The following is a 24,092-nucleotide window of genomic DNA, read 5'->3' on the forward strand; positions in this document are numbered from 1 at the left end:
TGGACTATGCAAGCAGAAACGCTGGCTCCAGCGGCGTATGCATAAACAGCATCGAAAATATTCTTCGAATGCATTGGATGCGTGCCGGACAGAGGCTTTAAATGATTTTTCTTATCTCACAATCATCTTGATTCCATTTTTATAAGATCGAAATCACATAACGCCGAGGAAGGTCCGCCATGGCCCGTACTTCACAGTTGAGCCTGCCTCTTTCAGCCTCCATGCCGCGCTGGCCCTTGCTCGGTGAGCGTCTGCTGCCCTGGCTGTTGCCGCTGGCGCTGTTTGCGCTGTGGTGGTTGGCCAGCCGTCATCAGTGGATGAGCGAACAAATTTTGCCCGCGCCGTCGCTGGTGTGGAGCAGCGCCGTGGAACTGGCCGGCGGCGAGTTATGGAGCAACCTGGCGATCAGCTTGCAGCGTTTGTTCTGGGGGCTGCTGGCCGGTATCGGCGCCGGGGCGCTGTTGGGTGCGCTATTGGGTTTCAGCGCGCGTGCCGAACGCCTGGTGTTCCCCACGTTCAGCGCACTGTCGCAAGTGCCGACCCTGGCCTGGATCCCGTTGTTCATGGTGTTTTTCGGCATCGGCGAAACCTTGAAGCTGGTGGTGCTGGTGAAGGCGATTGTGGTGCCCGTCACCCTGCACACACTGGTCGGTGTGCGTGACGCGCAACCCAACCTGCGTGAAGCCGCCCGCGTGCTGCGCCTGCCCACCCATCTGCTGATTCGTCGGCTGATCCTGCCCGCTGCATTGCCGGCCTTCATGGCCGGTGTGCGCCTGGCGCTGGCGGCGGGCTGGACTTCGTTGCTGGCCGTGGAGCTGCTGGCGTCCAGCGAAGGCATCGGCTACCTGATGGTCTGGGCACGCCAGTTGTTCATGCTCGATATTGTCTTCGTGTGCATCGTGGTCATCGGTGTGCTGGGCGTGGTGATGGATCGCGGCATCGGCTGGCTGGACCGCAAATGGGTGCACTGGCCGCACCCGGCCACTGCGCAGATTCGGCGCGGCCCGCGTTATGAGGGGTGGCAACGCCTGCAACCGTGGTTGTTGCCGTTGCTGTTGGCGGCGTTGTGGCAGGTGGCGACGGATCAGGCTTGGGTGGACCCGAATATTCTGGTCAGCCCATGGGCCGTGCTGCAAACCACCGCCGCCGGTGTGCTGGATGGCAGCCTGTCCGGCGCGTTGGGCAAAAGCCTCGGCCGCACGCTGGGAGGCTTGTTGCTCGGCGGCAGCCTGGGGTTTGCCATGGGCTTGTGGCTGGGTTTGTCGCGACGCAGCGAGCGAGTGCTCGGGCCGACCCTGGCCGCACTGCGCCAGATCGCAATTTTCGCCTGGGTGCCATTACTCACCGCCTGGTTCGGCCTGGGTGAATTGGCCAAGTGGGTGTTTATCGCCCTGGCGGCGTTTTTTCCACTGTTTATCGCCACGCAGCGCAGCGTGTTGAACCTGTCGCCACAGCTGCGCGAAGCCGCGCAAGTGCTGCGCCTGAACCTGTTCCAGCGCCTGCGCCGCCTGGTGCTGCCGGGCGCGGCGGCGGGGATCTTCGCCGGCCTGCGCCTGAGCCTGATCTATGCCTGGCTGGGCACCATTGGCGCGGAATATTTCATGCCCTCCAATGGCGGCATCGGCAGCCTGATGATCGGCGCCCAACAGTTGCTGCGCATGGACCTGATCATGGGCGGCATGCTGCTGGTCGGCCTCACCGGCGCGACCCTCAACCTTATCGGCCAACGCATCGAAACCCGCGCCACGCGCTGGAGACACGCATGAACGCACCCATCGTCAGCTTCAACCATGTGGGCAAGACCTTTGACGTCGACGGCTTTGAGCTGGAGGCGATTCGCGAATTCAACCTGGACATTGCCGAAGGCGAGTTTGTGGCGATTGTGGGTTCCAGCGGCTGCGGCAAATCCACCCTGCTGCGCCTGCTGGTGGGGCTGGACACGCAGTTTCGTGGCGAGATCCGGGTGGATGGCAACGCCGTAAAGGGCATTGGCGGCGAACGCGGCATCGTGTTCCAGGAGCATCGTTTGTTCCCCTGGCTGACGGTCGCAGAAAACATCGGCCTGGGCCTGGTCAACGAGCCGTTGAGCGAGGCCGAGCGCAACCGGCGCATCGGTGACTTTATCGAATTGGTGGGCCTTACCGACTTTACCCGCGCTTACCCGCATCAGCTGTCCGGCGGCATGGCGCAACGTGTGGCTATCGCCCGTGGTCTGGTGGCCAGCCCGCGCATTCTGTTGCTCGACGAGCCGTTCGGCGCCCTTGATGCGCTGACCCGCCAGCAGATGCAGGACGAGCTATTGGCCATTCGCGCCCGCGCCAAAATTACCACGGTGCTGGTGACCCACGATGTGGAAGAAGCGATTTTCCTCGCTGACCGCGTGGTGGTGATGGCGCCGCGACCCGGGCGGATCAAGCAGGTGGTGGACATCGCCCTGCCCCATCCGCGCCAGCGCAGCAGCTTCGAGTTCCACCAACTGCGCGAAGAGCTGCTGCATGAGCTGATCAGCGACGACCACTATCAGCCGCCGCTGCGCGAACAGATTCGCGACCTGCCGCTGGCGTTTATTGCTTGCTGAACGCCAATTCGGCGTCCGGCCGTTCCTGGCGCTCTAGCCGATTGGCGCGGGTAAACGTGCCGATATCATTGAAGCGCACGCCCATCTCGCGCATCACCTGGTGGGCGACCTTGGCCGTCATCTGACGGATGTAGAACGGCTCCTTCACCACAAAATGGTGGATGCCATGAGTGCTGCCAAAGTTGAAGCAGAACGCCTGCAACGGCCACATCCACCACGGGTTGAGCACCTGGGTTTGCTGGATCACGTTGCCCAGTTCCACATCACCGTAATAGTGCATGTTGGAGCTGACAAAATGCAGGCAAAAAGTGCGCAGCACGTTAGGGCCGATGATCACCACGGCGGCGATATCAATCACCTGCATCATCTGCAAGGTACCGGCAGACCACTGGATTGGCGCGCCCATCAGGCTGGCGATGCCATTGGCGGCATGAAAGCCCAGGAACACATACCACGCGCCCCAATGCAGCAGCGCCAGCGGTGCGTAGACCAGCAGCGAGCGCTTGAGGATCTTGAGTTTGTGACGCCAGGTTTTGGCCCGCAGCATGCGGATAAACGCCGACATCACGTTATCGCCCACCATCAGCAACCGCGCGAACCCCCAGGGCTCGCCATTGGTGATGGCGCGTTCTTCCATATCGGTTTCGGTGCCGGATACCTTGTGGTGGTTAAGGTGCAAGTGCCGACGAATCCACGGGTTGATGGTGCTCGGCCGCGCCAGCCACACCAGGCCCATCATCAGGTTGTGCGGTACGCGTTGCTTGCGAAAATACATGCTGTGGATCAGGTCGTGTTCCAGCTCGTGGGTCAGCGAAGCGAGGAAGGCGTTGAGCAGCAGGCACGCCCACCAGGCCATATGGCCGGTGATATAGAGCGCCGCCGAGCCGAGCATGCCGAGCAAGGCAAAGGCCAGGATGCCCGCGCCCAACGCGTCCTGATGCAGCAGCCAGGGGTGCTGTTGGCGCAATCGCACGCCTTCGGCGAGCACCACTTCGCGGATTTTTGCCGAGCGCTGTTGCGCGTTCATCTGTTGGGGACTTGCAGAAGTACCGTCCATGCTCCCATCCTCTTGTTAAGTGATACGTCCATCCTGCCCCACGCGGTCGGGCGGGACGCTAGCCCCGGACGCCAACCTGTTGACCGCAAGCGCCAATCACCATGACTGAACCCACCTCCCTCGCCAGTTGGACCCGCGCCCTGCGCAAGCAGCTCGACGCCCTGAACCTGGACAGCGCCGCGCTGTGCATCGAGGCCGGGCTCGACCCGCAGCAGATGGACGACCCCAATGCGCGTTACCCGCTGTCGGCCACCACGCGCCTGTGGGCGCTGGCAGTGCAGGCCAGTGGCGACCCGGCGATCGGCTTGCGCGTGTCGCGGTTTGTGAGCCCGACCACCTTTCATGCGCTGGGTTATGCACTGGTGGCCAGCGGCAGCCTGCGTGAGGTGTTCGAGCGCATTGTGCGGTATCACCAGGTGGTCAGCGATGCCCTGACCCTGGAGCTTAGCGGAGATGGCGAGCGTTACCGCTTTCGTCTGCTGCAACCTGCGGACAGTCCGGCACCCGCGCCGGAAGCGATTGATGCGTTTGCAGCGATCTATGTGCGCACCTGCCGTAATCGCCTGGGCCGTGACTACGCGCCGTTGGCGGTGTACCTGCGGCGGCCGGAACCGGCGGATCCAAAACCCTGGCACACGGTATTTCGCGCACCGGTGTTTTTCGCTGCCGAGGAAGACCGTCTTGAATTTTCCGCCCAGGACTTCGACAGCCACCTGGACGACGCCAACCCCGAGTTGGCCGAGCACAATGAAACCGTGCTCAAGCGCACCCTTGCCCAACTGCAACCGCTGACGTGGGAGCGCAAGGTGCGCGCGGCCATCGAGGCGCAACTGCCCGAGGGTGAGCCGAGCGCCGAGCGCATCGCCCAGGCCTTGCACCTGAGCCTGCGCAGCTTGCAACGGCATCTGGCGGATGAGGGCTGTCGGTTTGATGCATTGCTCAACGAGTGCCGCGAGAACCTGGCACTGCTGCACTTGCGCGATCCGCACTGCTCATTGGCCGAGACCAGTTATTTGCTTGGGTTTGCCGATACCAGCAGTTTCAGCCGAGCGTTCAAGCGCTGGACGGGGATGACGCCGGGGCAGTTTCGCGATGGGTTGCGCTAGGTCGGGCCTCATCGCAGGCAAGCCAGCTCCCACAGGGGAATGCATTCCAACTGTGGGAGCTGGCTTGCCTGCGATAGCGGTGGCTCAGTCACCCCGAATTCAGCGACCACGCCGCAAGAGTTTTTTCACCCGCGCCACCAGCACCTTGTCTTCAAACGGCTTGAGCAAATAATCATCCTCATGCAGTTCCAGCCCACGCAAGCGGTCTTCAATCCCGCCCGGCGTGGTCAGGAACAACATCGGCGTCTCACCCTTCAACCGGATCGCCTGCTGCAACTTCCAGGCATTGAGACCCGGCAGCATCACATCCAGGATCACCAGGTCGTACTCAGTGCTTTCAACCAGGCGCAACGCCGCCATGCCATTGGCCGCGACTTCGACGCTGTAACTGGCCTCGTTCAAGCCCTGGGCCATCCGCTGTGCCTCTTCGGATTCATGTTCCACTAACAGCACGCGCATAACACACCTCGATTAATCAGGTTTGCAGGCTAACACCCTCAGGTGTGCGCCGCCTCACGCAGTCGCCGGGCATCGAGGATTTCGATCTCGCCGTAGCCCAGGCGCACGATACCTTGGGCCTGCAGGTCTTTGAGCAAGGCGTTGGTGGTCTGGCGTGACAGGCTCAACATGGCGGCCAGGTCTTCCTGGGGCAGTTGCAACACGCTTTTTGAAGACTCGGCCTCGCCGTAACCCTCGACGATCATCAACAACCGATGCGCCAGGCGCACCGAGGCCGGCATCAGGCTCAGTTGCTCGATATTGATAAAACTCAGGCGCAGCTTCTGGCTCATCAACAACGCCAGATCACGCCAGTACTGCGGGTGTTCATTGAGGATATTCAGCAGCGCCTGTTGCGGCACCTGCAACAACGTGCACGACCCGACGGCGCAGGCGTCATGGGTACGCGGCAGGCCATCGAACAGGCAAATTTCACCCAGCCAAAAGGGTGATTCCACCAGGCTCAACAGCGCTTCCTTGCCATGCTCATTCACCGCGTTGATGCGCAAGGCGCCGTCGAGCACCGCGTACAGGCCACAGGGCGGGTCGCCACGCTTGAACAGGTATTGCCCCGCCGCCAGCTGCCGCTGCCGGGCGTGGGCCAGCAGGCTATGCTGAAAAGGCGCAGGCAGGTGGCTGAACCAGTGGCCGGTGGCCAAGCGAGTACGCCATTTCTCTGTGTCCATGAGCACTCCGAAGATTGTCGCCCAGCTGACAGTCAATCCAAGGCTGGCAGGGCATGATCAAGCATCCTACAGGAGGAACAACAATGAAAAGCCTCGTCGACCACCTCAGCCAATACGCCGCCTACCACCGCGACCCGCGCAATATCGCCAGCCACTTTATCGGCATCCCGCTGATCGTCGTCGCCGTGGCGGTGCTGTTGTCGCGCCCCGAATGGGCCGTCGGCAGCCTGTGGATATCTCCGACGGTGGTACTCGCGTTGTTGTCGGCGTGGTTTTACCTGCGCCTGGAACTGGCGCTGGGCGTGCTGATGACGGTGCTGATGGGCTTGTCGGTGTGGGCCGGGCATACGCTGGCGGCGCAGAGCACACTGGTGTGGCTGAGCAGCGGCATCGGGATGTTTGTGGTGGGCTGGGTGATTCAGTTTGTCGGGCACTATTACGAAGGCAGGAAGCCGGCGTTTGTGGACGATGTGTCGGGGTTGATTGTGGGGCCGTTGTTTGTGGTGGCGGAGTTGGCGTTTGTGCTGGGGTTGCGGCATGGCCTTAAAGAGCAGATTGAGGCGCGGTCTGGCCCGGTAGCACGCCGCGATCTAAAGCCAAGCAAGGTTTGAATGTGGGAGCTGGCTTGCCTGCGATAGCATCACCTCGGCGTGTCAGTCACACCGCAGTGATGCTATCGCAGGCAAGCCAGCTCCCACATGAGCCCTGTATGCACATTGGGTTTGGCGTTGGGATCAGGCTTTTTGCCAGACCTTGGGCTTGAAGAACAAGGTCTCGCCACGCGCCAGACCCGTCAGGCTGTCGTGGTCTTTGACCACTTCGGCCTCGATCAGCTCGCTTTGGCCTTCGACCTTCAGCGTTACCCGTGTGGTGGCGCCGAGCGGGCGAATGTCGCGCACTTGCGCCGCGTGGTGGTCTTCCAGCTCATGGCGTGACAGCGACACTTCGTGCGGGCGGAACAGCACGTGCTTGTCTTCGCCCACGTGCAGGCGGTTGGAATCGCCCAGGAAGTGATAGACAAAATCGCTGGCCGGGTTTTCGTAGACTTCGCCCGGCGAGCCGATCTGCTCGATCACGCCCTTGTTCATCACCACGATGCGGTCGGCGACTTCCATGGCCTCTTCCTGGTCGTGGGTCACGAACACGGAGGTGAGGTTGATGTCTTCGTGCAGGCGCGCCAGCCAGCGGCGCAGCTCTTTACGCACCTTGGCGTCGAGGGCGCCGAAGGGTTCGTCCAGCAACAGCACTTTGGGCTCCACCGCCAGGGCGCGCGCCAGAGCAATACGCTGGCGCTGACCACCGGAGAGTTGTTCCGGGTAGCGATCCGACAGCCAATCGAGCTGCACCATGTTCAGCAATTCATGCACTTTGACCGCGATCTGGCTTTCGCTCGGGCGCTGGTTTTTCGGCTTCATGCGCAGGCCGAAGGCAACGTTGTCGAACACAGTCATGTGGCGGAACAGCGCGTAGTGCTGGAACACAAAGCCGACGTTGCGATCACGCACGTCGTGGCCGGACACGTCTTCACCATGGAACACGATGCTGCCGGCGTCCGGGGTTTCCAGGCCTGCAATGATGCGCAGCAAGGTGGTCTTGCCGCAGCCGGACGGGCCCAGCAACGCCACCAGCTCGCCACTCTGGATGTCCAGATTGATGCTGTTCAGGGCCTTGAAGGCGTTGAAGTTCTTGCTGACATTACGGACTTCGATCGACATGACTTATTCCTCACCGGCGCTGTTGCGCAGGCGGTTGATACGGTTCTCGCTCCACTGCTTGAGCAGCAGGATGAAGAGCGCCAGGATCAGCAACAGGCTCGCGACGGCAAACGCGGCAACATGGTTGTATTCGTTGTAGAGGATCTCGACGTGCAGCGGCAAGGTGTTGGTCACGCCGCGAATGTGGCCGGACACCACCGACACCGCGCCGAACTCACCCATCGCCCGCGCGGTACACAGCACCACGCCGTAGATCAGGCCCCACTTGATGTTCGGCACGGTCACGTGCCAGAACATTTGCCAGCCGTTGGCGCCCAACAGGCGTGCGGCTTCTTCTTCCTGGGTGCCCTGCTCCTGCATCAGCGGGATCAGTTCACGGGCCACGAACGGCACCGTGACAAAGATGGTCGCCAGCACAATGCCCGGCAGGGCAAACACGATCTGGATGTCATGGTCTTGCAGCCACGGGCCGAAGAAGCCCTGGGCGCCGAACATCAGCACATAAACCAGGCCCGCGATCACCGGTGACACCGAGAACGGCAGGTCGATCAGCGTGACCAGAATGCTCTTGCCACGGAACGAGTACTTGCTCACACACCATGCGGCGCTGACGCCAAACACCAGGTTGAGCGGCACCGAAATCACCACGGCGATCACCGTGAGCTTGAGCGCCGACAGCGCGTCCGGCTCAAGGATCGCCGCGAAGAACGCGCCGAGGCCGTTCTTCAAGCCCTGGGACACCACGATAAACAGCGGCAGCAGCAGGAACAGCGCGAACACCAGCCAGCCCAGTGTGATCAGGATGCGCCGCGACACCGCGCTGCCACGACGGGCAGCGTTGGCCGAGGACGCGGCGGAAATAGACGATTGGGACATGTTCCGCGCCTCCTTATGGGGTTTCGATGCGCCGCTGCAGCAAGTTGATCAGCAGCAGCAGGACAAAGGAAACCACCAGCATCATCACGCCGATGGCGGTGGCGCCGGTGTAGTCGTATTGGTCGAGCTTGACCATGATCAGCAACGGCAGGATCTCGGTTTTCATCGGCATGTTGCCAGCGATGAAGATCACCGAACCGTACTCACCCACACCCCGGGCGAACGCCAGCGCGAAGCCGGTCAGCCAGGCGGGCAGCAATGCGGGTACGAGAATGTAGCGAAACACCTGCAAGGGCTTGGCGCCCAGGCACGCGGCGGCTTCTTCGATCTCACGCGGGATGTCGGCCAGCACCGGCTGCACCGTGCGCACCACGAAGGGCAAGGTGACGAAGGTCAGTGCGAGGGTGATGCCGAGTGGGGTGTAGGCGATTTTAAAGCCCAGGTCGGTTGCGAACTGCCCGACCAGACCGGCCGGAGCGTATAGCGCGGTGAGCGCGATACCGGCCACGGCGGTCGGCAGGGCAAACGGCAAGTCGATCATTGCATCGATGATCTTGCGGCCGGGGAAGGTGTAACGCACCAGCACCCAGGCCAGCAGTGTGCCGATCACGCCGTTGATGATCGCCGCGACGAACGCGGTGCCGAAGCTCAGTTTTAACGCCGCCAGCACCCGCGGTGCGGTAATGATGGCCCAGAACTGATCCCAAGTGAGTTGAGCGGCATGTACAAACATCGCCGCCAGGGGGATGAGTACGATCAGGCTGAGGTACACCACGGTGTAGCCCAGCGTCAGCCCGAAGCCGGGTATGACGGGGGAAATACGACGCGACATAAGAGTCCTTGGTTAAAGGGTAAACACCACTGTAGGAGCACGCCACATCGGCAAAGGTGACCTACTGTGGCGAGGGAGCTTGCTCCCGCTGGGCTGCGAAGCAGCCCCAAAACCATCCGCCGAAATGCATCAGATGCAACGCGGACACCGGTTTGGGAGCGCTTCGCACTCCAACGGGAGCAAGCTCCCTCGCCCCAGTAGGAGCCTTGCCGCTGAAAACGGGCTCCTACAGGTAATTTGGCTTACTGCGCCGTGTAGATCTGGTCGAACACGCCACCGTCGTTAAAGAATTTCGGTTGGGCAGTTTTCCAGCCGCCGAAGTCTTTGTCGATAGTCACCAGGTCCAGTTTCGGGAACTGCTGGGCGTATTTGGCGGCAACTTTCGCATCGCGTGGGCGGTAGAAGTTCTTCGCCGCAATCTCCTGGCCAGCCGGGCTGTACAGGTGCTTGAGGTATTCGGTGGCGATCTCGGTATTGCCCTTTTTCTCGGCGTTTTTGTCGACCACAGCCACTGGCGGCTCCGCGAGGATCGACAGGGACGGCACGACGATATCGAACTTGTCGGCACCGCCGTCTTCTTTGAGTGCCAGGAACGCCTCGTTTTCCCAGGCCAGCAACACGTCACCCTGACCGTTGTTGACGAAGGTGATGGTCGAACCGCGAGCGCCGGTGTCGAGGATCGGCACGTGCTTGAACAGCTCTTTTACGTATTCCTGGGCCTTGGCTTCGCTGCCGCCGGATTTGAGGCCGTAGGCCCACGCGGCGAGGAAGTTCCAGCGCGCACCGCCGGAGGTTTTCGGGTTAGGCGTGATAACGGAAACGTCTTTCTTGATCAGGTCGCCCCAGTCCTTGATGCCTTTAGGGTTGCCCTTGCGCACCAGGAACACGATGGTCGAGGTGTACGGGGTGCTCGCATCCGGCAGGCGGGTTTGCCAGTTTTCCGGCAGGGTCTTGCCCAGTTTGGCGATTTCATCGATGTCGCCGGCCAGGGCCAGGGTCACTACGTCGGCGCGCAGGCCGTCGATCACCGCACGGCCTTGTTTACCCGAGCCACCGTGGGATTGCTGGATCTTGACGTTGTCGCCAGGGTGGGACTGTTTCCAGTAGCTGGTGAACTCAGCGTTGTAGTCCTGGTACAGCTCACGGGTCGGGTCATACGAGACGTTGAGCAACTCGTAGTCCTTGGCAACGGCGGAACCGGCAAACACGGCGCTGGCCAGTGCAGCCAGGGCATAACGGCGAATCGACGACATAGAAGCTCCTGAAAATTCTTGGGTGTTGGCTTTTTCTTATAGTTGCGGGTCTAGCATGCGAATCGCCGTCGGTGCTTAGCTCGGTTTGTTACCGGGGTTCTGCAAACGGAATTTTTCCTTGCGTTCGATCTGTACCACTTGGGCGTTATGCACAGTGATTTCCACCGCGCCAAACCGCAGGTCGCGCAAGGCGCTCTGGATCTCACGCAAAATGGCTGCTTCGTCCTGGCCGTCGACGCTACGTAGAGATGCGCTCATGGTCTCGCTCCTGAAATAAAGAGTGCCTGGCAGTGGCGGCACTGCTTGCGGCGTGAGAGCGATAGTAGATAAGCGCGGATATTCTTAAAAATACTATTTAAGAATGTTTATATAACCAGAAAGAATTTTCTGACAGGACGTGGGGTTGCGCGGGTATTTACGAGCTCACCGCAGAAAATAAGCCATGCCTAGATCGAAATGTGGGAGCGGGCTTGCTCGCGAGTGCGGTGAATCAGCTACACATTTATTGACTGACCGTCCGCTTTCGCGAGCAAGCCCGGCTCCCACATTGGCCTGCATTTCACATGCGGATAGAGGGTGACCTGGCCCAATCCATTTCTTGCGCCGGCACCGGCCGGCCAAACCAATACCCTTGGCCCAAATCACACTCCTGCTCCAACAAAAACCGCGCCTGCTCTACCTGCTCAATGCCTTCAGCGTGCACCTGCATGCCCATGCTTTTCGCCAAGGCGATCACCACGCGCACAATTGCCGCGTCGTCCTCATCCCACGGCAGCCCGGCGACAAACCCCTGGTCGATCTTGAGCTTCTGCACCGGCAGGCGCTTGAGGCGCAGCAGTGACGAATAACCGGTGCCAAAGTCGTCGATAGCCAGGCGCAAGCCCAGCTCGCGCAGGCGGTGCAGTTGTTCAAGGGCCACTTCCGGGTCTTCCATCACCGCGCTTTCGGTGACTTCCAGTTCCAGATAAGCAGGATCCAGGCCGGTGGTGTGCAGCACCTGGGCGACTTGCTCATACAGCTCACGCCGAGCAAACAAACGGCTGGAGACGTTCACCGCAATAAAGCTCAACGGCGCCCCATCGGCCAGCCATTGGCCCATCTGACGGCAGGCCTGGTCCATCACCCAGGCGTCAATATCGGCGATCAGCCCGGTGCGCTCGGCAATCGGGATAAATTCGCCCGGCGGCACCAGGCCGCGCTCCGGGTGTTGCCAGCGCACCAGGGCTTCGACGCCGACCAGGCGGCGGTCTTGCAGGTCGTGCACGGGCTGGTAGTACACCCGCAGCTCTTGCTGATCAAGGGCGCGGCGCAGCTCGCTGGCGATTTCCACGCGGTGCTGGGCGTGGGCGGTCAGTTCTTCGGTGTACAGCGCATAACCTTCACGACCGGCGCTCTTGGCTTTGAACAGGGCGGAGTCGGCATTGCGCAGCAGTTGTTCGGCGCTCAGGGCATCACTGGGAAACAGGCTGATGCCGATGCTGGCGCTGATAAACAACTGGTTGCCGTCGAACACAAACGGCTCTTTCATCGCGTCGAGCATGCGCTGCGCCAGCGCGGCAGCCTGCACCACCTGTGGACAACTTTCGGCCAGCACGGCGAACTCATCGCCGCCGAGGCGCGCCAGGGTCACGCCGGGGCCGAACAGGCCCTTTAACCGCTCGCCGACGGCCTTGAGCAACTGGTCACCGACGTTATGGCCGAGGCTGTCGTTGATGATCTTGAAGTGGTCCAGGTCCATCAACAGCAGCGCGCAGCCGCGTTTGTGCACCTGCGCCGAGGCCAGCGCCTGCTCGGCGCGGTCGGTAAAGAGCAGGCGGTTAGGCAGGTCGGTGAGCGGGTCGTGGTGGGCCAGGTGCGCCAGTTCGTGCTCGGAGTCCTTGATGGCGCTGATGTCGGAAAACACCGCGACGTAATGGCTGACCTGGCCTTGGTCATTGTGGATAACCCGGATGGTTTGCCATTGTGGATAAATCTCACCGCTTTTGCGCCGGTTCCAGATTTCCCCACTCCATTCGCCGGTGCGCTCCAGGGTCTGGAACACCTGTTGATAAAAATTCGACGAATGGCGCCCGGACTTGAACAGGCTCGGCCGTTCGCCCATTACGTCCTCACGGCTGTAACCGGTGATCTCCATGAACGCCCGGTTCACATGCACGATCAGCCCCTGGGCGTCAGTGACCAGCACGCCTTCACGGGTGCAATCGAACACGGCGGCGGCCTGTTGCAGGCGTTCGTGGTTTTCTTTCAAGGGTTGCTGCAGCCGGTGGGTGCGGGCAAAACGGGCACAGATCAGGTAAATGACCCACGCGCTGAGGGCCACCCACACATAGCCGCGTAGCTGCAGCCAGCGCCCTAACTGCCTCGGGTCATCGAGAAAGTTGATCAATAGCTGGTTGCTGAGCTGGAGCCACACTATGGAAACCAGCAGGTATACCAACCCCACTCGCAGGGCACCTCGGTACGAAAACAGCATATGGTCAGTAATCCTTACCCAAAAAACAAAATCGCCCTACAAAGGCTGAGGATTATAGAATAAGAAACATCCAGTCACTCCTATCTGAAAGGGCGGCTGGTTTTCTCTGTAGGCTTAGTGATAATGCGTGAGCTGTTTTTTTCTTTATCTGAGGGCCATACAGCCTATGTGGTACAACGGTTTTCTTGACCTGTCAGCCTGGCAACTGGTGGCAGTCACGCTGTTGATGACCCACGTGACCATTGTTGGGGTCACGGTCTATCTGCACCGTTATTCAGCCCATCGCTCCCTGGAGCTCAATGCCGGCCTGAAACACTTCTTCCGCTTCTGGCTGTGGCTGACCACGGCGCAGAACACCCGCGAGTGGACCGCCATCCACCGCAAGCACCACGCCAAGTGCGAAACCGTCGACGACCCGCACAGCCCGGTCATCAAGGGTTTGTCCACCGTACTGCGCAAAGGCGCCGAGCTGTACCGCGCCGAGGCCGAGAACCCCGAGACCCTGCGCATCTACGGCAAAAACTGCCCGGACGACTGGATCGAACGCAAAATCTACACGCCTTACCCGCTGCTGGGCGTGGCGATCATGGGCGTCATCGACCTGCTGCTGTTTGGCACCATCGGCATCACCATCTGGGCGATCCAGATGATGTGGATCCCGTTCTGGGCCGCCGGCGTCATCAACGGCCTGGGCCATGCGGTCGGTTATCGCAACTTCGAGTGCCGTGACGCCGCCACCAACCTGGTGCCGTGGGGCATCATCGTTGGCGGTGAAGAGCTGCACAACAACCACCACACCTACCCGAACTCGGCCAAGCTGTCGGTGAAGAAGTGGGAATTCGACCTGGGTTGGGCGTGGATCAAGGTGTTCAGCTTCCTGCGTCTGGCCAAGGTGCAACGCGTCGCGCCCATCGCGCACCGCGTGGAAGGCAAAGGCCATCTGGACATGGACACCGCCATGGCGATCCTCAACAACCGCTTCCAGATCATGGCCCAGTACCGCAAGTTGGTGATCGGCCCGCTGGTCAAGCAGGAGCTGGAAAAGGTCGATCATTCGGTGCGTCACCAGTTCCACCGTGCCAAGCGCCTGCTGTCGCGTGAAACCAGCCTGCTGGATGACCGCCATCACGTGCGCATCCAGAGCATGCTCGAACACAGCCACGCGCTGACCGTGATCTACGAGAAGCGCCTGGCGCTGCAGCAGATCTGGCTGAAGACCAGCACCAATGGCCACGACATGTTGGCGGCGATCAAGGAATGGGTGCATGAGGCTGAGGCCAGCGGCATTCAGTCCCTGCGCGATTTTGCCCACCAGTTGAAGACCTACTCGCTGCGCCCTGCAGCGGTCTGACCCGGTCTCCACAACCCTCCTGTGGCGAGGGAGCTTGCTCCCGCTGGGCCGCCAAGCGGCCCCAAATTGGGCCTGCTACGCAGTCCAGCGCGAGCAAGCTCGCGCGCCACAGGTACGGTGCTTGCCGTAAATTGATCTGCAACAGCTGAACCTCGAGTTTGGCTTGCCACTGGTTTCTGACGCCATTTCTTAGTCAGCCCGTTCACGGAACTTCACCGCAAATCCCCTCTCTCAAGGAACACTTCGCCATCATGGTGGCCCTTGTACTGACCGCTGCTCCATCCTGCGGCGAGCCCAGAGAGAGTTGTGCCGATGGTTCCCGAAAAGCCCTATTCAACCGATGCCCCTGTCGCTGAGCCCCCACGCCCGACTGCGGCGGCCACCCTGCTGGCGCTGATGCATGCCCAGGGTGAAGTCGAACGGCTGAGTGAGCGCGAACAACTGCTCAGTTCACTGCTGGTCAGCGTGAATGCCGTGCTGTGGGCCATCGACTGGGAAACCCGGCGTGTGCTGTACGTGAGCCCGGCCTACGAGCGGGTGTTTGGCCGATCCGCCGGTTTGTTGCTCGCCGACCACCGCGAATGGCGCAACAGCATTCACCCCGAAGACCTCGACTACGCCGAACACAGCCTGGCCCGCGTGATGGAAGACGGCGCCGTGGAGGACCGCGAGTACCGCATCATCACCGCCGACGGTCAGATTCGCTGGTTGAGCGACAAGTGCTACATCAACCAACAGGTCGAACCCGGCAAGCCGGTGATTGTGGTCGGCATGGCCGAAGACATCACCGAAAAAAAGCACATGGAGTTGGAGCTGCACCGACTCGCCACCACTGATGTGCTGACCCAAAGCAGCAACCGCAGGCACTTTTTCGAGTGCGCCAACCAGGCTTTCGACACCGCCTGTGCCCAAGGCGCCCCACTGGCGTTCCTGCTGCTGGACATCGATGACTTCAAAGACGTCAACGACAGCTACGGCCACCTGGAAGGCGATCAGGTGTTGCGGCGTATCGCCGAGAGCGGTCGCGGTGTACTGCGTCGTGGCGACCTGTTCGGACGCATTGGCGGCGAAGAGTTCGCCGCCGTGCTGCCTGGCTGTGCCCCGCAGATGGCGTTACAGGTGGCCGAGCGGCTGGGCAAGGAAATCCAGGCCCTGAGTTTCAGCTTTGAAGGCCGGGACTTTACCGTGACCGTCAGCCAAGGCCTGGCCAACCTGCGCGAAGACGACTCAACCCTGGACAGCCTGTTCGCACGGGCCGATGCCGCGATGTATGAGGCCAAGCGCCAAGGCAAAAACCGCGTCATAGAAGGCTAGCACTCAGTGGGAGCGGGTTTGTGTGGGAGCTGGCTTGCCTGCGATGCCGGCACCTCGGTCTATCGGCTATACCGAGTCGATGCTATCGCGGGCAAGCCCGGCTCCCACACAAGCCTGCTCCCAGACCCGAACCTCGTTGCTGACTAGGCCTTGCGCACCCGCATCAGCTCCGACAAGCCCACCTTGAGCAGCCGCGCCGTCTTGCCCTTGGCCAGCGCTTCCAGCCCCTCATGTTCAGTCAGGCGCGCCATCTGCGCCGCCAGGTTCACCACCAGCGCGTCGCGCGAATACACCCCGCCTTCAAGTGAGTAGGTTGCCGCAATCAACTGTCGCAACTCCAGCGGCAAGCGCCAGCGCGTGCGTAACGCCGAGCCATAAGCCGCGCCAAAGGTGTCGAGAGATTCACCGATTGCCTCGTCATCCAGCGCCCCGCCACCCAGGCGCCAGTCTTCCAGGCAGCGTAACAAGGCCAAGTCACCCAGCCGATGCAGGATGCCGGCGCAGTAACAGCGTTCGTGATCCAGCTCCAACATGCGCGCCAGGCGGCGGCCATAGTCGGCGGTGTCCTGGGACAACTGCCAGTGGCGCTCGGCGTAGGCCACCAGCGCCGGGTCACCCAGCACCACGTTGTGCTTGAGCGCCAGGCCCAGAATCAGATTCATGCTCTGCCCGGCGGCGAGCTTTTGCAGTGCCGCGGCCAGGGTCTGCACCGGCGTGCCGTGATGCCCGGCGCTGTTGGCGGCGGCGATCAGTACAGCCGTGATTTGCGGGTCGGTTTTTACCTGTTCTTCAAGTTGCCCAAGGTCCAGGCCGTCCGGCGCCAGGCTGTGTTGCACGGCGGCCTTCACATCGACCCGCAGCGGCGCGCCATCGCAGACGTCGCGGCGGCGTTCCAGGAACATGGGCAAGGCCATGCCCGGGGCCAGCGGCGGTATCTCGCAATACACACTTTCGCCTTCATTGAGCAGCAGGTCTTGCAGGCGCTGGGTCAGGCCTTGCATGTTCAGGGGTTTGGTCAGATACGCCGTGGGCGCCAGGGGCAAGGCTTCGCGCACGCTGGCGCTGTCATTGCGGTTGCTCAGCAGAATAAATGGCAGCGAACGGCGCTTCTGGCGCACGCTGCGCAGCAGGCTCAAGCCATCGATGCCCGGCAACTCCCAATCTGCCAGGATCAGGTCGTAGGTTTTGTCTCGCAACAGCGTGGCCGCTTCCTGACCATCGCCACACACATCCAGCCGCGCGTCACAGCGCACATTCAACAACACTTGCTTGAGCAGGTCCCGCGACCAAGGGTCCGCCTCGGCAATTAACACACGGGGTACAGCGGGTAAATCAACAGCAGTCATCCAGCACGCTCCATCGGCAATGCGTGCACCTTAGTCAATCACCCCGCCTACATACAATGAACATGGCCTGAATGTGCTGCACCAGGCACAAAAAAACCCGCCGAGGCGGGTTTTTTCTGTCGATCAGGTCAAGCGCCGCTTACAGCTCGGAGAAGCACTCTTCGATGATCGCCAAACCTTTGTCCAACTGCTCGTCCGGCGAGGTCAGCGGCACCAGTACGCGCAACACGTTGCCGTAGGTGCCGCAAGACAGCAGGATCAGGCCCTTGTCACGCGCCTTGGCCACCACGGAAGCCACGGCAGCCGCGTTCGGCTTGTGGCTGTCGCCATCTTCGAACAGCTCCACCGCGATCATCGCGCCCAGGGCACGCACTTCACCGATCACCGGGTACTTGGCTTGAATGGCTTTGAGGCCCGTCACCAAGCGCTCGCCAACCGCCTTGCAGCGGTCCAGCAGGTGCTCTTCTTCGAACACTTCCATCACCGCCAGCGCAGCCGCGCAGGCAATCGGGCTACCGGCATAAGTGCCGCCCAGGCCGCCTGGGGCAATGGCGTCCATGTATTCAGCCTTGCCGCACACACCGGCCAGCGGGAAGCCGCCAGCGATGGATTTGGCGAAGGTGGTCAGGTCGGCAGCCACGCCCATCTGTTCCATGGCAAAGAACGTACCGGTACGGCCGGCACCGGTTTGCACTTCGTCGGCGATCAGCAGGATGCCGTGCTTGTCGCACAGTTCGCGCAGGCGCTTCATGAAGGATTTAGGCGCCACGTAGAAACCGCCTTCGCCCTGCACCGGCTCGATGATGATGGCAGCGATATCACGCGGCTCGGCATCGTTTTTGAAGATGCGTTCGATGCTGGCGATAGCATCGTCATCGCTCACGCCGTGCAGTTCGTTCGGGAACAGTGCGCGGAACACACCGCCTGGCATCAGGCCCATGCCGGCCGAGTACGGCACGACTTTACCGGTCAGGCCCAAGGTCATCATGGTGCGGCCGTGGTAAGCGCCGGTAAACGCGATTACGCCAGCACGGCCAGTGGCGGCGCGGGCGATTTTCACGGCGTTTTCGACCGCTTCGGAACCGGTAGTGACCAGCAGGGTTTTCTTGGCGAAATCACCTGGCACCTTGGCGTTGATTTTTTCGCACAGCTCCACGTAAGGCTCGTAAGCCAGTACCTGGAAGCAGGTGTGAGTCAGCTTGTTCAGTTGCTCGGTCACGGCCGCGATGATTTTCGGGTGCACGTGGCCGGTGTTCAACACGGCGATACCGCCGGCGAAATCGATGAACTCGCGACCTTCAACGTCGGTCACGGTGGCGTTCTTCGCGGATTCGGCGAAGATCGGGTGAATCTGGCCAACACCGCGCGGTACAGCGGCTTCGCGGCGTTTCATCAGGGATGCGTTGGTCTTGCTCATAAAGTCCTCATTCGCCACTCATCGGGTGGCGTGGTCCAAGGAATACGTGGCGGGGAGGCAACTACGGCAGCATGCGATGATCGACTGCCACAGCTTTCCCGGCCACTACGAATAACGTCTTGAAACACGCAAAGGGTCAGCGCTCTCGTGCCCTCTGCGTTTGCTGCAATCTCGTGCCGAGCTTAGATGCCCAGGCAGAGGTATTTGATTTCCAGGTAATCCTCGATCCCGTACTTGGAGCCTTCACGGCCCAGGCCCGAAGCCTTGATGCCGCCGAACGGCGCCACTTCGTTGGAGATCAACCCGGTGTTGACGCCAACCATGCCGTATTCCAAGGCTTCAGCCACACGGAACACACGGCCCAGGTCGCGCGCATAGAAATAGGAAGCCAGGCCGAACTCGGTGTCGTTGGACATCGCAATCACTTCGGCTTCGTCTTTGAAGCGGAACAGCGGCGCCAATGGCCCGAAGGTTTCTTCCTTGGCGACAGCAGCATCTTTGGGCACGTTGACCAGAATGGTCGGCTCAAAGAAGTTGCCTTCCATCACCTTGCCACCGGCCAGCAGCTTGGCGCCTTTGCTCAGGGCATCGGCGATGTGTTCCTGAACCTTGGCCACGGCTTTTTCGTCGATCAGCGGGCCAGTGGTGGTGCCTTCTTCCAGACCGTTGCCGATCTTGAGTTTGGCCACGGCCACTTTGAGTTTTTCGGCGAACGCGTCGTACACCGAATCCTGGATGTACAGGCGGTTGGCACACACGCAGGTCTGGCCGTTGTTGCGGTACTTGGAGATGATCGCGCCTTCGACAGCCTTATCCAAGTCGGCGTCGTCGAACACGATAAACGGCGCATTGCCGCCCAGTTCCAGCGAGACTTTCTTGATGTCCTTGGCGCATTCGGCCATCAGCTGGCGACCGATTTCGGTGGAGCCGGTGAAGGACAATTTACGCACGATCGGGTTGCTGGTCAGCTCGCTGCCGATATCACCGGCGCTGCCGGAAACCACGCTGAACACGCCTTTTGGAATGCCCGCACGCTGGGCCAGTTCAGCCAGGGCGAACGCCGAGTAAGGGGTTTGCGAAGCCGGCTTGAGCACCATGGTGCAACCGGCGGCCAGGGCCGGGCCGGCTTTACGGGTGATCATCGCGGCCGGGAAGTTCCACGGCGTGATGGCAGCGGTAACGCCGATCGGTTGCTTGATCACGATCAGGCGCTTATCCGGCTGGTGGCCAGGAATCACATCACCGTAGACACGCTTGGCCTCTTCGGCGAACCACTCGATAAAGGAAGCGGCATAGACGATTTCGCCTTTGGCTTCGGCCAGCGGCTTGCCCTGCTCCAGAGTCATCAGGCGCGCCAGGTCGTCCTGATTCTCGATGATCAGCTCGAACCAGCGACGCAGCTTGTTGGCGCGGTCCTTGGCGGTGAGTGCACGCCAGGCCGGCAGAGCCTTGTCGGCGGCTTCGATGGCACGGCGGGTTTCGGCCGCGCCCATCTTCGGCACGGTACCGAGAATTTCGCCCGTGGCCGGGTTGTTGACCTTGATGGTTTGACCGTTATCCGCATCGACCCAAGCGCCATCGATAAAGGCTTGTTGGCGGAACAACTGGGTATCTTTGAGCTGCATGTCGGCTTTCCTTAACAGCACCGCGCGCACGCGGAGCGAATTAGAGTTGTTGAAAGGCGCCTTGTGGGCTGCCGTCAGGGAAATCACCCAGTGCGAGAGATAAGTGAAATAGCGCACGGGAGACAGAGCGTTTGAAATCTCAAACGAATCCTAGGATCAATGGGGGTACAGGGCAATAGTCTGTTCGAAAAAAAGAACGAAAACGGCGCATTTGCCGAATCTTTCTGATCAATGTGTTTCGGCCGGGTTCCAACCTTTCGATCACTGGTACGCGGCGTAGAGCCTCCTGGCAGCAAATTCCTACCCATAAACGGCCAAAGACCAGCATGGACGCCCAAGGTCGACATGGGTATGATGTCGCCCGCACAAGCATCCGTAGCTCAGCTGGATAGAGTACTGCCCTCCGAAGGCAGGGGTCGTGGGTTCGAATCCCGCCGGGTGCACCAGATACAGATGAAAAAGCCCCAGGTCGAAAGACCTGGGGCTTTTTTGTGGGCGTTTTTTTTATGTCCTAGGCTTCAAGTCTCCGCACTATCGAAATAGTTGACTTGGGGTGCCCATTTCCCCCCAGCGCCTTTCCAGGCAAACGATGATCAAAATGTGGGAGCGGGCTTGCTCGCGAAGACGGAGTGCCAGCCAATACAGGTATGACTGATACACCGCTTTCGCGAGCAAGCCCGCTCCCACATTTTTTGGCCAAGTTGTTTTCAAGATTCCATTAAAAAGCCCACCACCGAGTAGTCGGTGGCGGGCTTTCTTTGAAGGCATTTATCGCTTCTGCAACGCCTCCAACCGCGCCGGCAAATCCTCCTCGGGAAAGCGCTCATGCAGCGCCAACAGCTTTTCATCCGCCGCTTTGGCTTGCCCCGCCAGGCGCAGGTTCACAATCTCCTGCAACCCCTCCTCCAACGAAGGCACAACGACCGGTGCGCGTTTGCTCAGCTTCGCCACGGGTGCATCCGCCATCGCACCGGCGATTTCAGCCTGAACCGGTGCGGACTCAACCCTCGGCGCAATCGCCATCCGCGCCATGGGCGCAGGCGCCGGCGCGGCATACATCTGTGGCGCCGGCGCCGCGGAAAACGTTGCGGTGGAGATCTCCGGCGGTGACACGGGCACGCGCATCACCACGCCGATCATCAATGCCACACCGGCGACGGTGGCGAATGCCATTTGCCAGCGCGGTTGGCGGCAGGCTTGCAGCCAGCGTTGCCACAGGCTGGGTTGCGGCTTGGGGGCTTCGCGGCGGGCGGTGGCGAGGATGAAGGCATCGAGGGACGCAGGCGGCTCGCCGGTGCTGTGTTGACGAAAATGCTGGATCAGCTCGTCGTCGGGTGTGTGTGGGGAGTGGGTCATACAAGTATCTCCTCGGCCAGCAGGCGGCGCAGTTTCTGCTGGGCGTAACGCAGGCGGCTTTTTACGGTTTCCAGCGGGGCGCCGGTGAGGGCGGCGATTTGCGGCACTTCGAGGTCGCCGTGCAGGCGTAGCAGGAAGACCTCGCGCTGGTCTTCGGGCAGGTCTTGCAATGCCGCGTCGAGGCGGGCCTGGTCGCGGCTCAAACTTAGTTGCTGCTCAGGGCCGGCGCTGTCGTCGGCCTGGGCGTGCAGTTGTTCGTCGTAGCTGTCGTGCAGCGGGTTGTGGATGCCGTGCTTGCGCCAGTGGTCGATCAGGCGGTTGCGGGCTATCTGGAACAGCCATGTACGAAAACTCGCCCGGCCCTGTGGCTGGGTGGTGCTGCGGATCAGGCTGAGCCAGGTTTCCTGGTACACCTCTTCAGCCAGTTCGGCCTTGTTGCTCAGTGACACCAGAAACCGATAAAGCCCTTGGCGGTGCCGCGCGTACAACACTTCGAACGCGTAAGCGTCGCCGGTTCGGTAGCGGGCCAGCAGCGATTCGTCGCTGGGTGAATCATCGGGTACGGCCATGTAGGTCGCGAACTCCTTTCGATGGATCGATGCACATTGACTGTGGGAGCAGGCAAGCCAGCTCCCACAGTTGATTGTTGCCATGTTCGGGATCAGCGTTTGAGGCTCTGCGCCAGTTCCACCAGTTGCACGAACTCGTTGCGCAACCCGAACGGGTCATCACCGCGTGCCGAGCGGGCCAGTGCGGCGGTGTCCTTTAAGCTCATGCTGCCAGTGTAGCGGCCATCGCCCTTGAGCTGTTGGGCGAAGGCGGCCACGGCTGCCGCAAAGCGCAGGTCGGCGCTGGCTGGGGTGGTTTCGTTGCGGATGGGCCGTTCAATCAGTTGGCTGGCACCGCCCGCCGCCGGTTTGTAGCGTACGCGCAGCATGGCCAGCTCAGTGGAGGTGTTTTCGGCCGCAGGCGCGGCGGCGTAACGCAACGGCTCCAACCAGCCTTTCTCGCCCTTGGGCACAATTTCGTACAGGGCGGTCACAGTGTGCCCTGCACCGATCTCTGCGGCGTCGACCTTGTCGTTGTTGAAATCCTCACGGTTGAGTGCGCGGTTTTCATAACCCAGCAAGCGGTACTCGCTGACCTGGGCCGGGTTGAATTCCACCTGTAATTTCACGTCCCGCGCCACTACCGCCAGGGTCGAGCTGAGCTGGTCCACCAACACTTTGCGGGCTTCACGCAGGTTGTCGATGTAGGCGTAGTTGCCGTCGCCGGCGTCGGCCAGTTGCTCCATCAGGTGCTCGTTGTAGTTATCCACACCGAAACCCAGGGTGGTCAGGGACACGCCAGTTTTGCGCTGGTCGACGGCCATCTGCTTGAGGCTGTCGAAGTCGCTGATGCCCACATTGAAGTCACCGTCGGTGGCCAGCAGGATGCGGTTGATGCCCTTCTCTATAAAGCCGGCACGGGCCATCTGGTAAGCCAGCTCGATGCCGGAGGCGCCTGCCGTAGAGCCGCCGGCGGTGAGTTGGTCGATGGCGTTGCGGATCCTGGTTTTGTCGTGCCCGCTGGTGGGTTCAAGCACCACTCGCGACTCACCGGCGTAGACCACCAGCGACACACGGTCTTGATCACGCAGCTGGTCCACCAGCAATTTCAGCGTGCTTTGCACCAGCGGCAACCCTTCACGGCGGTCCATGGAACCCGATACGTCCACCAGAAACACCAGGTTGGCCGGCGCAAGGTCTGCCACCGCACGGTCGGAGGCCTTGATGCCGATGCGCAGCAGTCGCGTGTGCGGGCTCCACGGTGTGGCGGCGACTTCGGTGGTCACGCCAAAGGGCGAGCCATCAGTGGGCAGCGCGTAGTCATAGGGGAAATAATTGAGCATTTCCTCCAGTCGAACAGCGCCGTCAGGTGGCAGCCGCCCCTGGTTGAGGAAACGTCTCACATTGGCGTAGCTGCCCGTGTCGACGTCTGCGCTGAAGGTCGAGACCGGGGCTTGTGCAACGCTGTAGACCGGGTTGTCGGGCAGGTTCTGGTAGTGCTCTTGAGGCGTGGCCTGATACGCCAAGGCCACCGCGTCGTGCATGGGCGTTGGCGCGGCCATCAATACAGGCATAGCTGCTCGCTTGGCCAAGGCGCCCTCAGGACGGGGAGCAGATAGCGGCCCGACCGGCTTGGTTGACTCGGGAGAGGATGACACCCCACAGCCTACAAGCGTCATCAGCACGGTAACGGCAACGCTGCAGGCGATGGGACGCGTAATTAAAGGTACATGTGACATGGTGCTGAACCTCAACAGTAGATAATCCGTTCATAGGTTCAGACGCGAACCACAGTGGGTTCGGGTTAATGGCCAAGGTTCACTCGCACTGCACGCTCGTCCGAACGCGCAGTGAACGTCAAATGTCAGCTCATGGCATAGAAGCAGTAAGCGATTCAACGCTGCCGAGTCCAAAAAAATTTGCTGCCACGTGGGAAAACCTTCAAAAAAAACTACTTGAGTAAAATCTCTTACTTGAACATTGATAACCGCTTTACCAACACAACCCACTCTGTAAGTAGTTCTGTATGTCGAAAAAACACATAATAAACAAGATTGAAAA

Annotated in this window: 21 protein-coding genes and 1 tRNA gene; 7 read left to right on the top strand and 15 right to left on the bottom strand. The window is 61.0% G+C overall.

The features are described 5' to 3' along the window. Positions 1–179: 179 nt before the first annotated feature. Complete coding sequence (locus tag QF043_RS27650) at positions 180–1,766, top strand: ABC transporter permease (protein ID WP_307420915.1); 1,587 nt, start codon at positions 180–182, stop codon at positions 1,764–1,766. Further along, a complete protein-coding gene (locus QF043_RS27655) occupies positions 1,763–2,578 on the top strand; it encodes an ABC transporter ATP-binding protein (protein WP_307420916.1) in 816 nt (271 codons plus the stop codon). Before QF043_RS27650 ends, QF043_RS27655 begins: the two co-directional genes overlap by 4 nt. Here QF043_RS27655 and QF043_RS27660 read toward each other — a convergent pair. Further along, entirely contained in the window at positions 2,565–3,635 is a 1,071-nt protein-coding gene (locus QF043_RS27660; protein ID WP_058422575.1) for a fatty acid desaturase, read from the bottom strand. The two genes, QF043_RS27655 and QF043_RS27660, sit on opposite strands and share 14 nt — an antisense overlap. Positions 3,636–3,736: 101 nt before the next feature. On the opposite strand from QF043_RS27660, the gene QF043_RS27665 reads away from it, so the two are divergent. Next, entirely contained in the window at positions 3,737–4,741 is a 1,005-nt protein-coding gene (locus tag QF043_RS27665; protein WP_307420917.1) for an AraC family transcriptional regulator, read from the top strand. A 99-nt stretch (positions 4,742–4,840) separates the two neighbouring features. Here QF043_RS27665 and QF043_RS27670 read toward each other — a convergent pair whose 3' ends face one another. Both QF043_RS27670 and QF043_RS27675 read right to left on the bottom strand, forming a co-directional pair. Beyond that, positions 4,841–5,200, bottom strand: a complete 360-nt coding sequence (locus tag QF043_RS27670) for a response regulator (RefSeq protein WP_305457010.1) — start codon at positions 5,198–5,200, stop codon at positions 4,841–4,843. Positions 5,201–5,238: 38 nt separating this feature from the next. Beyond that, positions 5,239–5,925 carry a Crp/Fnr family transcriptional regulator gene (locus QF043_RS27675; RefSeq protein ID WP_307420919.1) on the bottom strand — a complete coding sequence of 229 codons (687 nt, stop codon included), beginning with the start codon at positions 5,923–5,925 and terminating at the stop codon, positions 5,239–5,241. 83 nt (positions 5,926–6,008) lie between these two features. Here QF043_RS27675 and QF043_RS27680 point away from each other — a divergent pair, with 83 nt between their 5' ends. Then, a complete protein-coding gene (locus QF043_RS27680) occupies positions 6,009–6,536 on the top strand; it encodes a DUF962 domain-containing protein (RefSeq protein ID WP_307420920.1) in 528 nt (175 codons plus the stop codon). 123 nt (positions 6,537–6,659) lie between these two features. On the opposite strand, the gene QF043_RS27685 is transcribed toward QF043_RS27680, so the two are convergent. The 6 genes from QF043_RS27685 to dibA all read right to left on the bottom strand — a co-directional run bounded on the left by QF043_RS27685 (position 6,660) and on the right by dibA (position 13,074). Then, positions 6,660–7,640 carry a sulfate/molybdate ABC transporter ATP-binding protein gene (locus QF043_RS27685; protein WP_056858138.1) on the bottom strand — a complete coding sequence of 327 codons (981 nt, stop codon included), beginning with the start codon at positions 7,638–7,640 and terminating at the stop codon, positions 6,660–6,662. Between the two features lie 3 nt (positions 7,641–7,643). Beyond that, positions 7,644–8,516, bottom strand: coding sequence for a sulfate ABC transporter permease subunit CysW (gene cysW, locus QF043_RS27690; protein WP_056858137.1), 873 nt, complete (start codon positions 8,514–8,516; stop codon positions 7,644–7,646). Between the two features lie 13 nt (positions 8,517–8,529). Continuing rightward, complete coding sequence (cysT, locus tag QF043_RS27695; protein ID WP_056858136.1) at positions 8,530–9,348, bottom strand: sulfate ABC transporter permease subunit CysT; 819 nt, start codon at positions 9,346–9,348, stop codon at positions 8,530–8,532. 242 nt (positions 9,349–9,590) lie between these two features. Beyond that, a complete protein-coding gene (locus QF043_RS27700; RefSeq protein WP_003170959.1) occupies positions 9,591–10,601 on the bottom strand; it encodes a sulfate ABC transporter substrate-binding protein in 1,011 nt (336 codons plus the stop codon). A gap of 75 nt (positions 10,602–10,676) precedes the next feature. Then, positions 10,677–10,859 (bottom strand): sulfur starvation response protein OscA, encoded by a 183-nt coding sequence (gene oscA / locus QF043_RS27705; RefSeq protein WP_003170956.1) that lies wholly within the window; start codon positions 10,857–10,859, stop codon positions 10,677–10,679. 301 nt (positions 10,860–11,160) lie between these two features. Further along, entirely contained in the window at positions 11,161–13,074 is a 1,914-nt protein-coding gene (dibA, locus tag QF043_RS27710; protein WP_307420922.1) for a phosphodiesterase DibA, read from the bottom strand. A gap of 166 nt (positions 13,075–13,240) precedes the next feature. On the opposite strand from dibA, the gene desA reads away from it, so the two are divergent. Both desA and QF043_RS27720 read left to right on the top strand, forming a co-directional pair. Beyond that, the gene (desA, locus tag QF043_RS27715; protein ID WP_017136693.1) at positions 13,241–14,425 is read left to right on the top strand and encodes a delta-9 fatty acid desaturase DesA; all 1,185 of its coding nucleotides are present in this window, start codon (positions 13,241–13,243) and stop codon (positions 14,423–14,425) included. A gap of 312 nt (positions 14,426–14,737) precedes the next feature. Continuing rightward, complete coding sequence (locus tag QF043_RS27720) at positions 14,738–15,739, top strand: sensor domain-containing diguanylate cyclase (protein ID WP_307420923.1); 1,002 nt, start codon at positions 14,738–14,740, stop codon at positions 15,737–15,739. Between the two features lie 143 nt (positions 15,740–15,882). On the opposite strand, the gene QF043_RS27725 is transcribed toward QF043_RS27720, so the two are convergent. From QF043_RS27725 to gabD, 3 genes are all read right to left on the bottom strand, one after another. Continuing rightward, positions 15,883–17,085 (bottom strand): HDOD domain-containing protein, encoded by a 1,203-nt coding sequence (locus tag QF043_RS27725; protein WP_307420924.1) that lies wholly within the window; start codon positions 17,083–17,085, stop codon positions 15,883–15,885. A gap of 139 nt (positions 17,086–17,224) precedes the next feature. Continuing rightward, positions 17,225–18,502 (bottom strand): 4-aminobutyrate--2-oxoglutarate transaminase, encoded by a 1,278-nt coding sequence (gene gabT / locus QF043_RS27730; protein WP_012721619.1) that lies wholly within the window; start codon positions 18,500–18,502, stop codon positions 17,225–17,227. A 182-nt stretch (positions 18,503–18,684) separates the two neighbouring features. Continuing rightward, entirely contained in the window at positions 18,685–20,127 is a 1,443-nt protein-coding gene (gene gabD / locus QF043_RS27735) for an NADP-dependent succinate-semialdehyde dehydrogenase (RefSeq protein ID WP_056858131.1), read from the bottom strand. A 369-nt stretch (positions 20,128–20,496) separates the two neighbouring features. On the opposite strand from gabD, the gene QF043_RS27740 reads away from it, so the two are divergent. Beyond that, a tRNA-Arg gene (locus tag QF043_RS27740) sits at positions 20,497–20,573 on the top strand. A 322-nt stretch (positions 20,574–20,895) separates the two neighbouring features. Here the strand turns inward: QF043_RS27740 and QF043_RS27745 are convergent. The 3 genes from QF043_RS27745 to QF043_RS27755 all read right to left on the bottom strand — a co-directional run bounded on the left by QF043_RS27745 (position 20,896) and on the right by QF043_RS27755 (position 23,770). Continuing rightward, a complete protein-coding gene (locus QF043_RS27745; RefSeq protein ID WP_307420925.1) occupies positions 20,896–21,483 on the bottom strand; it encodes a hypothetical protein in 588 nt (195 codons plus the stop codon). After that, on the bottom strand, positions 21,480–22,052 hold the full coding sequence (locus QF043_RS27750) for an RNA polymerase sigma factor (RefSeq protein ID WP_307420927.1): 573 nt from the start codon (positions 22,050–22,052) through the stop codon (positions 21,480–21,482). The genes QF043_RS27745 and QF043_RS27750 overlap by 4 nt, the downstream gene beginning before the upstream one ends. 92 nt (positions 22,053–22,144) lie before the next feature. Beyond that, a complete protein-coding gene (locus QF043_RS27755) occupies positions 22,145–23,770 on the bottom strand; it encodes a VWA domain-containing protein (RefSeq protein WP_307420928.1) in 1,626 nt (541 codons plus the stop codon). Positions 23,771–24,092 lie beyond the last annotated feature (322 nt).

Source organism: Pseudomonas sp. W3I7 (genome assembly GCF_030816095.1).
Taxonomy (GTDB): Bacteria; Pseudomonadota; Gammaproteobacteria; order Pseudomonadales; family Pseudomonadaceae; genus Aquipseudomonas; species Aquipseudomonas salomonii.

Coding starts and splice junctions, on each gene's coding strand:
- QF043_RS27750 (WP_307420927.1), bottom strand. CDS start 22,052: ATGGCCGTACCCGATGATTCACCCAGCGACGAATCGCTGCTGGCCCGC.
- QF043_RS27720 (WP_307420923.1), top strand. CDS start 14,738: ATGGTTCCCGAAAAGCCCTATTCAACCGATGCCCCTGTCGCTGAGCCC.
- QF043_RS27685 (WP_056858138.1), bottom strand. CDS start 7,640: ATGTCGATCGAAGTCCGTAATGTCAGCAAGAACTTCAACGCCTTCAAG.
- dibA (WP_307420922.1), bottom strand. CDS start 13,074: ATGCTGTTTTCGTACCGAGGTGCCCTGCGAGTGGGGTTGGTATACCTG.
- cysT (WP_056858136.1), bottom strand. CDS start 9,348: ATGTCGCGTCGTATTTCCCCCGTCATACCCGGCTTCGGGCTGACGCTG.
- QF043_RS27725 (WP_307420924.1), bottom strand. CDS start 17,085: ATGACTGCTGTTGATTTACCCGCTGTACCCCGTGTGTTAATTGCCGAG.
- oscA (WP_003170956.1), bottom strand. CDS start 10,859: ATGAGCGCATCTCTACGTAGCGTCGACGGCCAGGACGAAGCAGCCATT.
- QF043_RS27650 (WP_307420915.1), top strand. CDS start 180: ATGGCCCGTACTTCACAGTTGAGCCTGCCTCTTTCAGCCTCCATGCCG.
- QF043_RS27660 (WP_058422575.1), bottom strand. CDS start 3,635: ATGGACGGTACTTCTGCAAGTCCCCAACAGATGAACGCGCAACAGCGC.
- desA (WP_017136693.1), top strand. CDS start 13,241: ATGTGGTACAACGGTTTTCTTGACCTGTCAGCCTGGCAACTGGTGGCA.
- QF043_RS27700 (WP_003170959.1), bottom strand. CDS start 10,601: ATGTCGTCGATTCGCCGTTATGCCCTGGCTGCACTGGCCAGCGCCGTG.
- gabD (WP_056858131.1), bottom strand. CDS start 20,127: ATGCAGCTCAAAGATACCCAGTTGTTCCGCCAACAAGCCTTTATCGAT.
- QF043_RS27680 (WP_307420920.1), top strand. CDS start 6,009: ATGAAAAGCCTCGTCGACCACCTCAGCCAATACGCCGCCTACCACCGC.
- QF043_RS27665 (WP_307420917.1), top strand. CDS start 3,737: ATGACTGAACCCACCTCCCTCGCCAGTTGGACCCGCGCCCTGCGCAAG.
- QF043_RS27670 (WP_305457010.1), bottom strand. CDS start 5,200: ATGCGCGTGCTGTTAGTGGAACATGAATCCGAAGAGGCACAGCGGATG.
- QF043_RS27745 (WP_307420925.1), bottom strand. CDS start 21,483: ATGACCCACTCCCCACACACACCCGACGACGAGCTGATCCAGCATTTT.
- QF043_RS27655 (WP_307420916.1), top strand. CDS start 1,763: ATGAACGCACCCATCGTCAGCTTCAACCATGTGGGCAAGACCTTTGAC.
- cysW (WP_056858137.1), bottom strand. CDS start 8,516: ATGTCCCAATCGTCTATTTCCGCCGCGTCCTCGGCCAACGCTGCCCGT.
- gabT (WP_012721619.1), bottom strand. CDS start 18,502: ATGAGCAAGACCAACGCATCCCTGATGAAACGCCGCGAAGCCGCTGTA.
- QF043_RS27675 (WP_307420919.1), bottom strand. CDS start 5,925: ATGGACACAGAGAAATGGCGTACTCGCTTGGCCACCGGCCACTGGTTC.
- QF043_RS27755 (WP_307420928.1), bottom strand. CDS start 23,770: ATGTCACATGTACCTTTAATTACGCGTCCCATCGCCTGCAGCGTTGCC.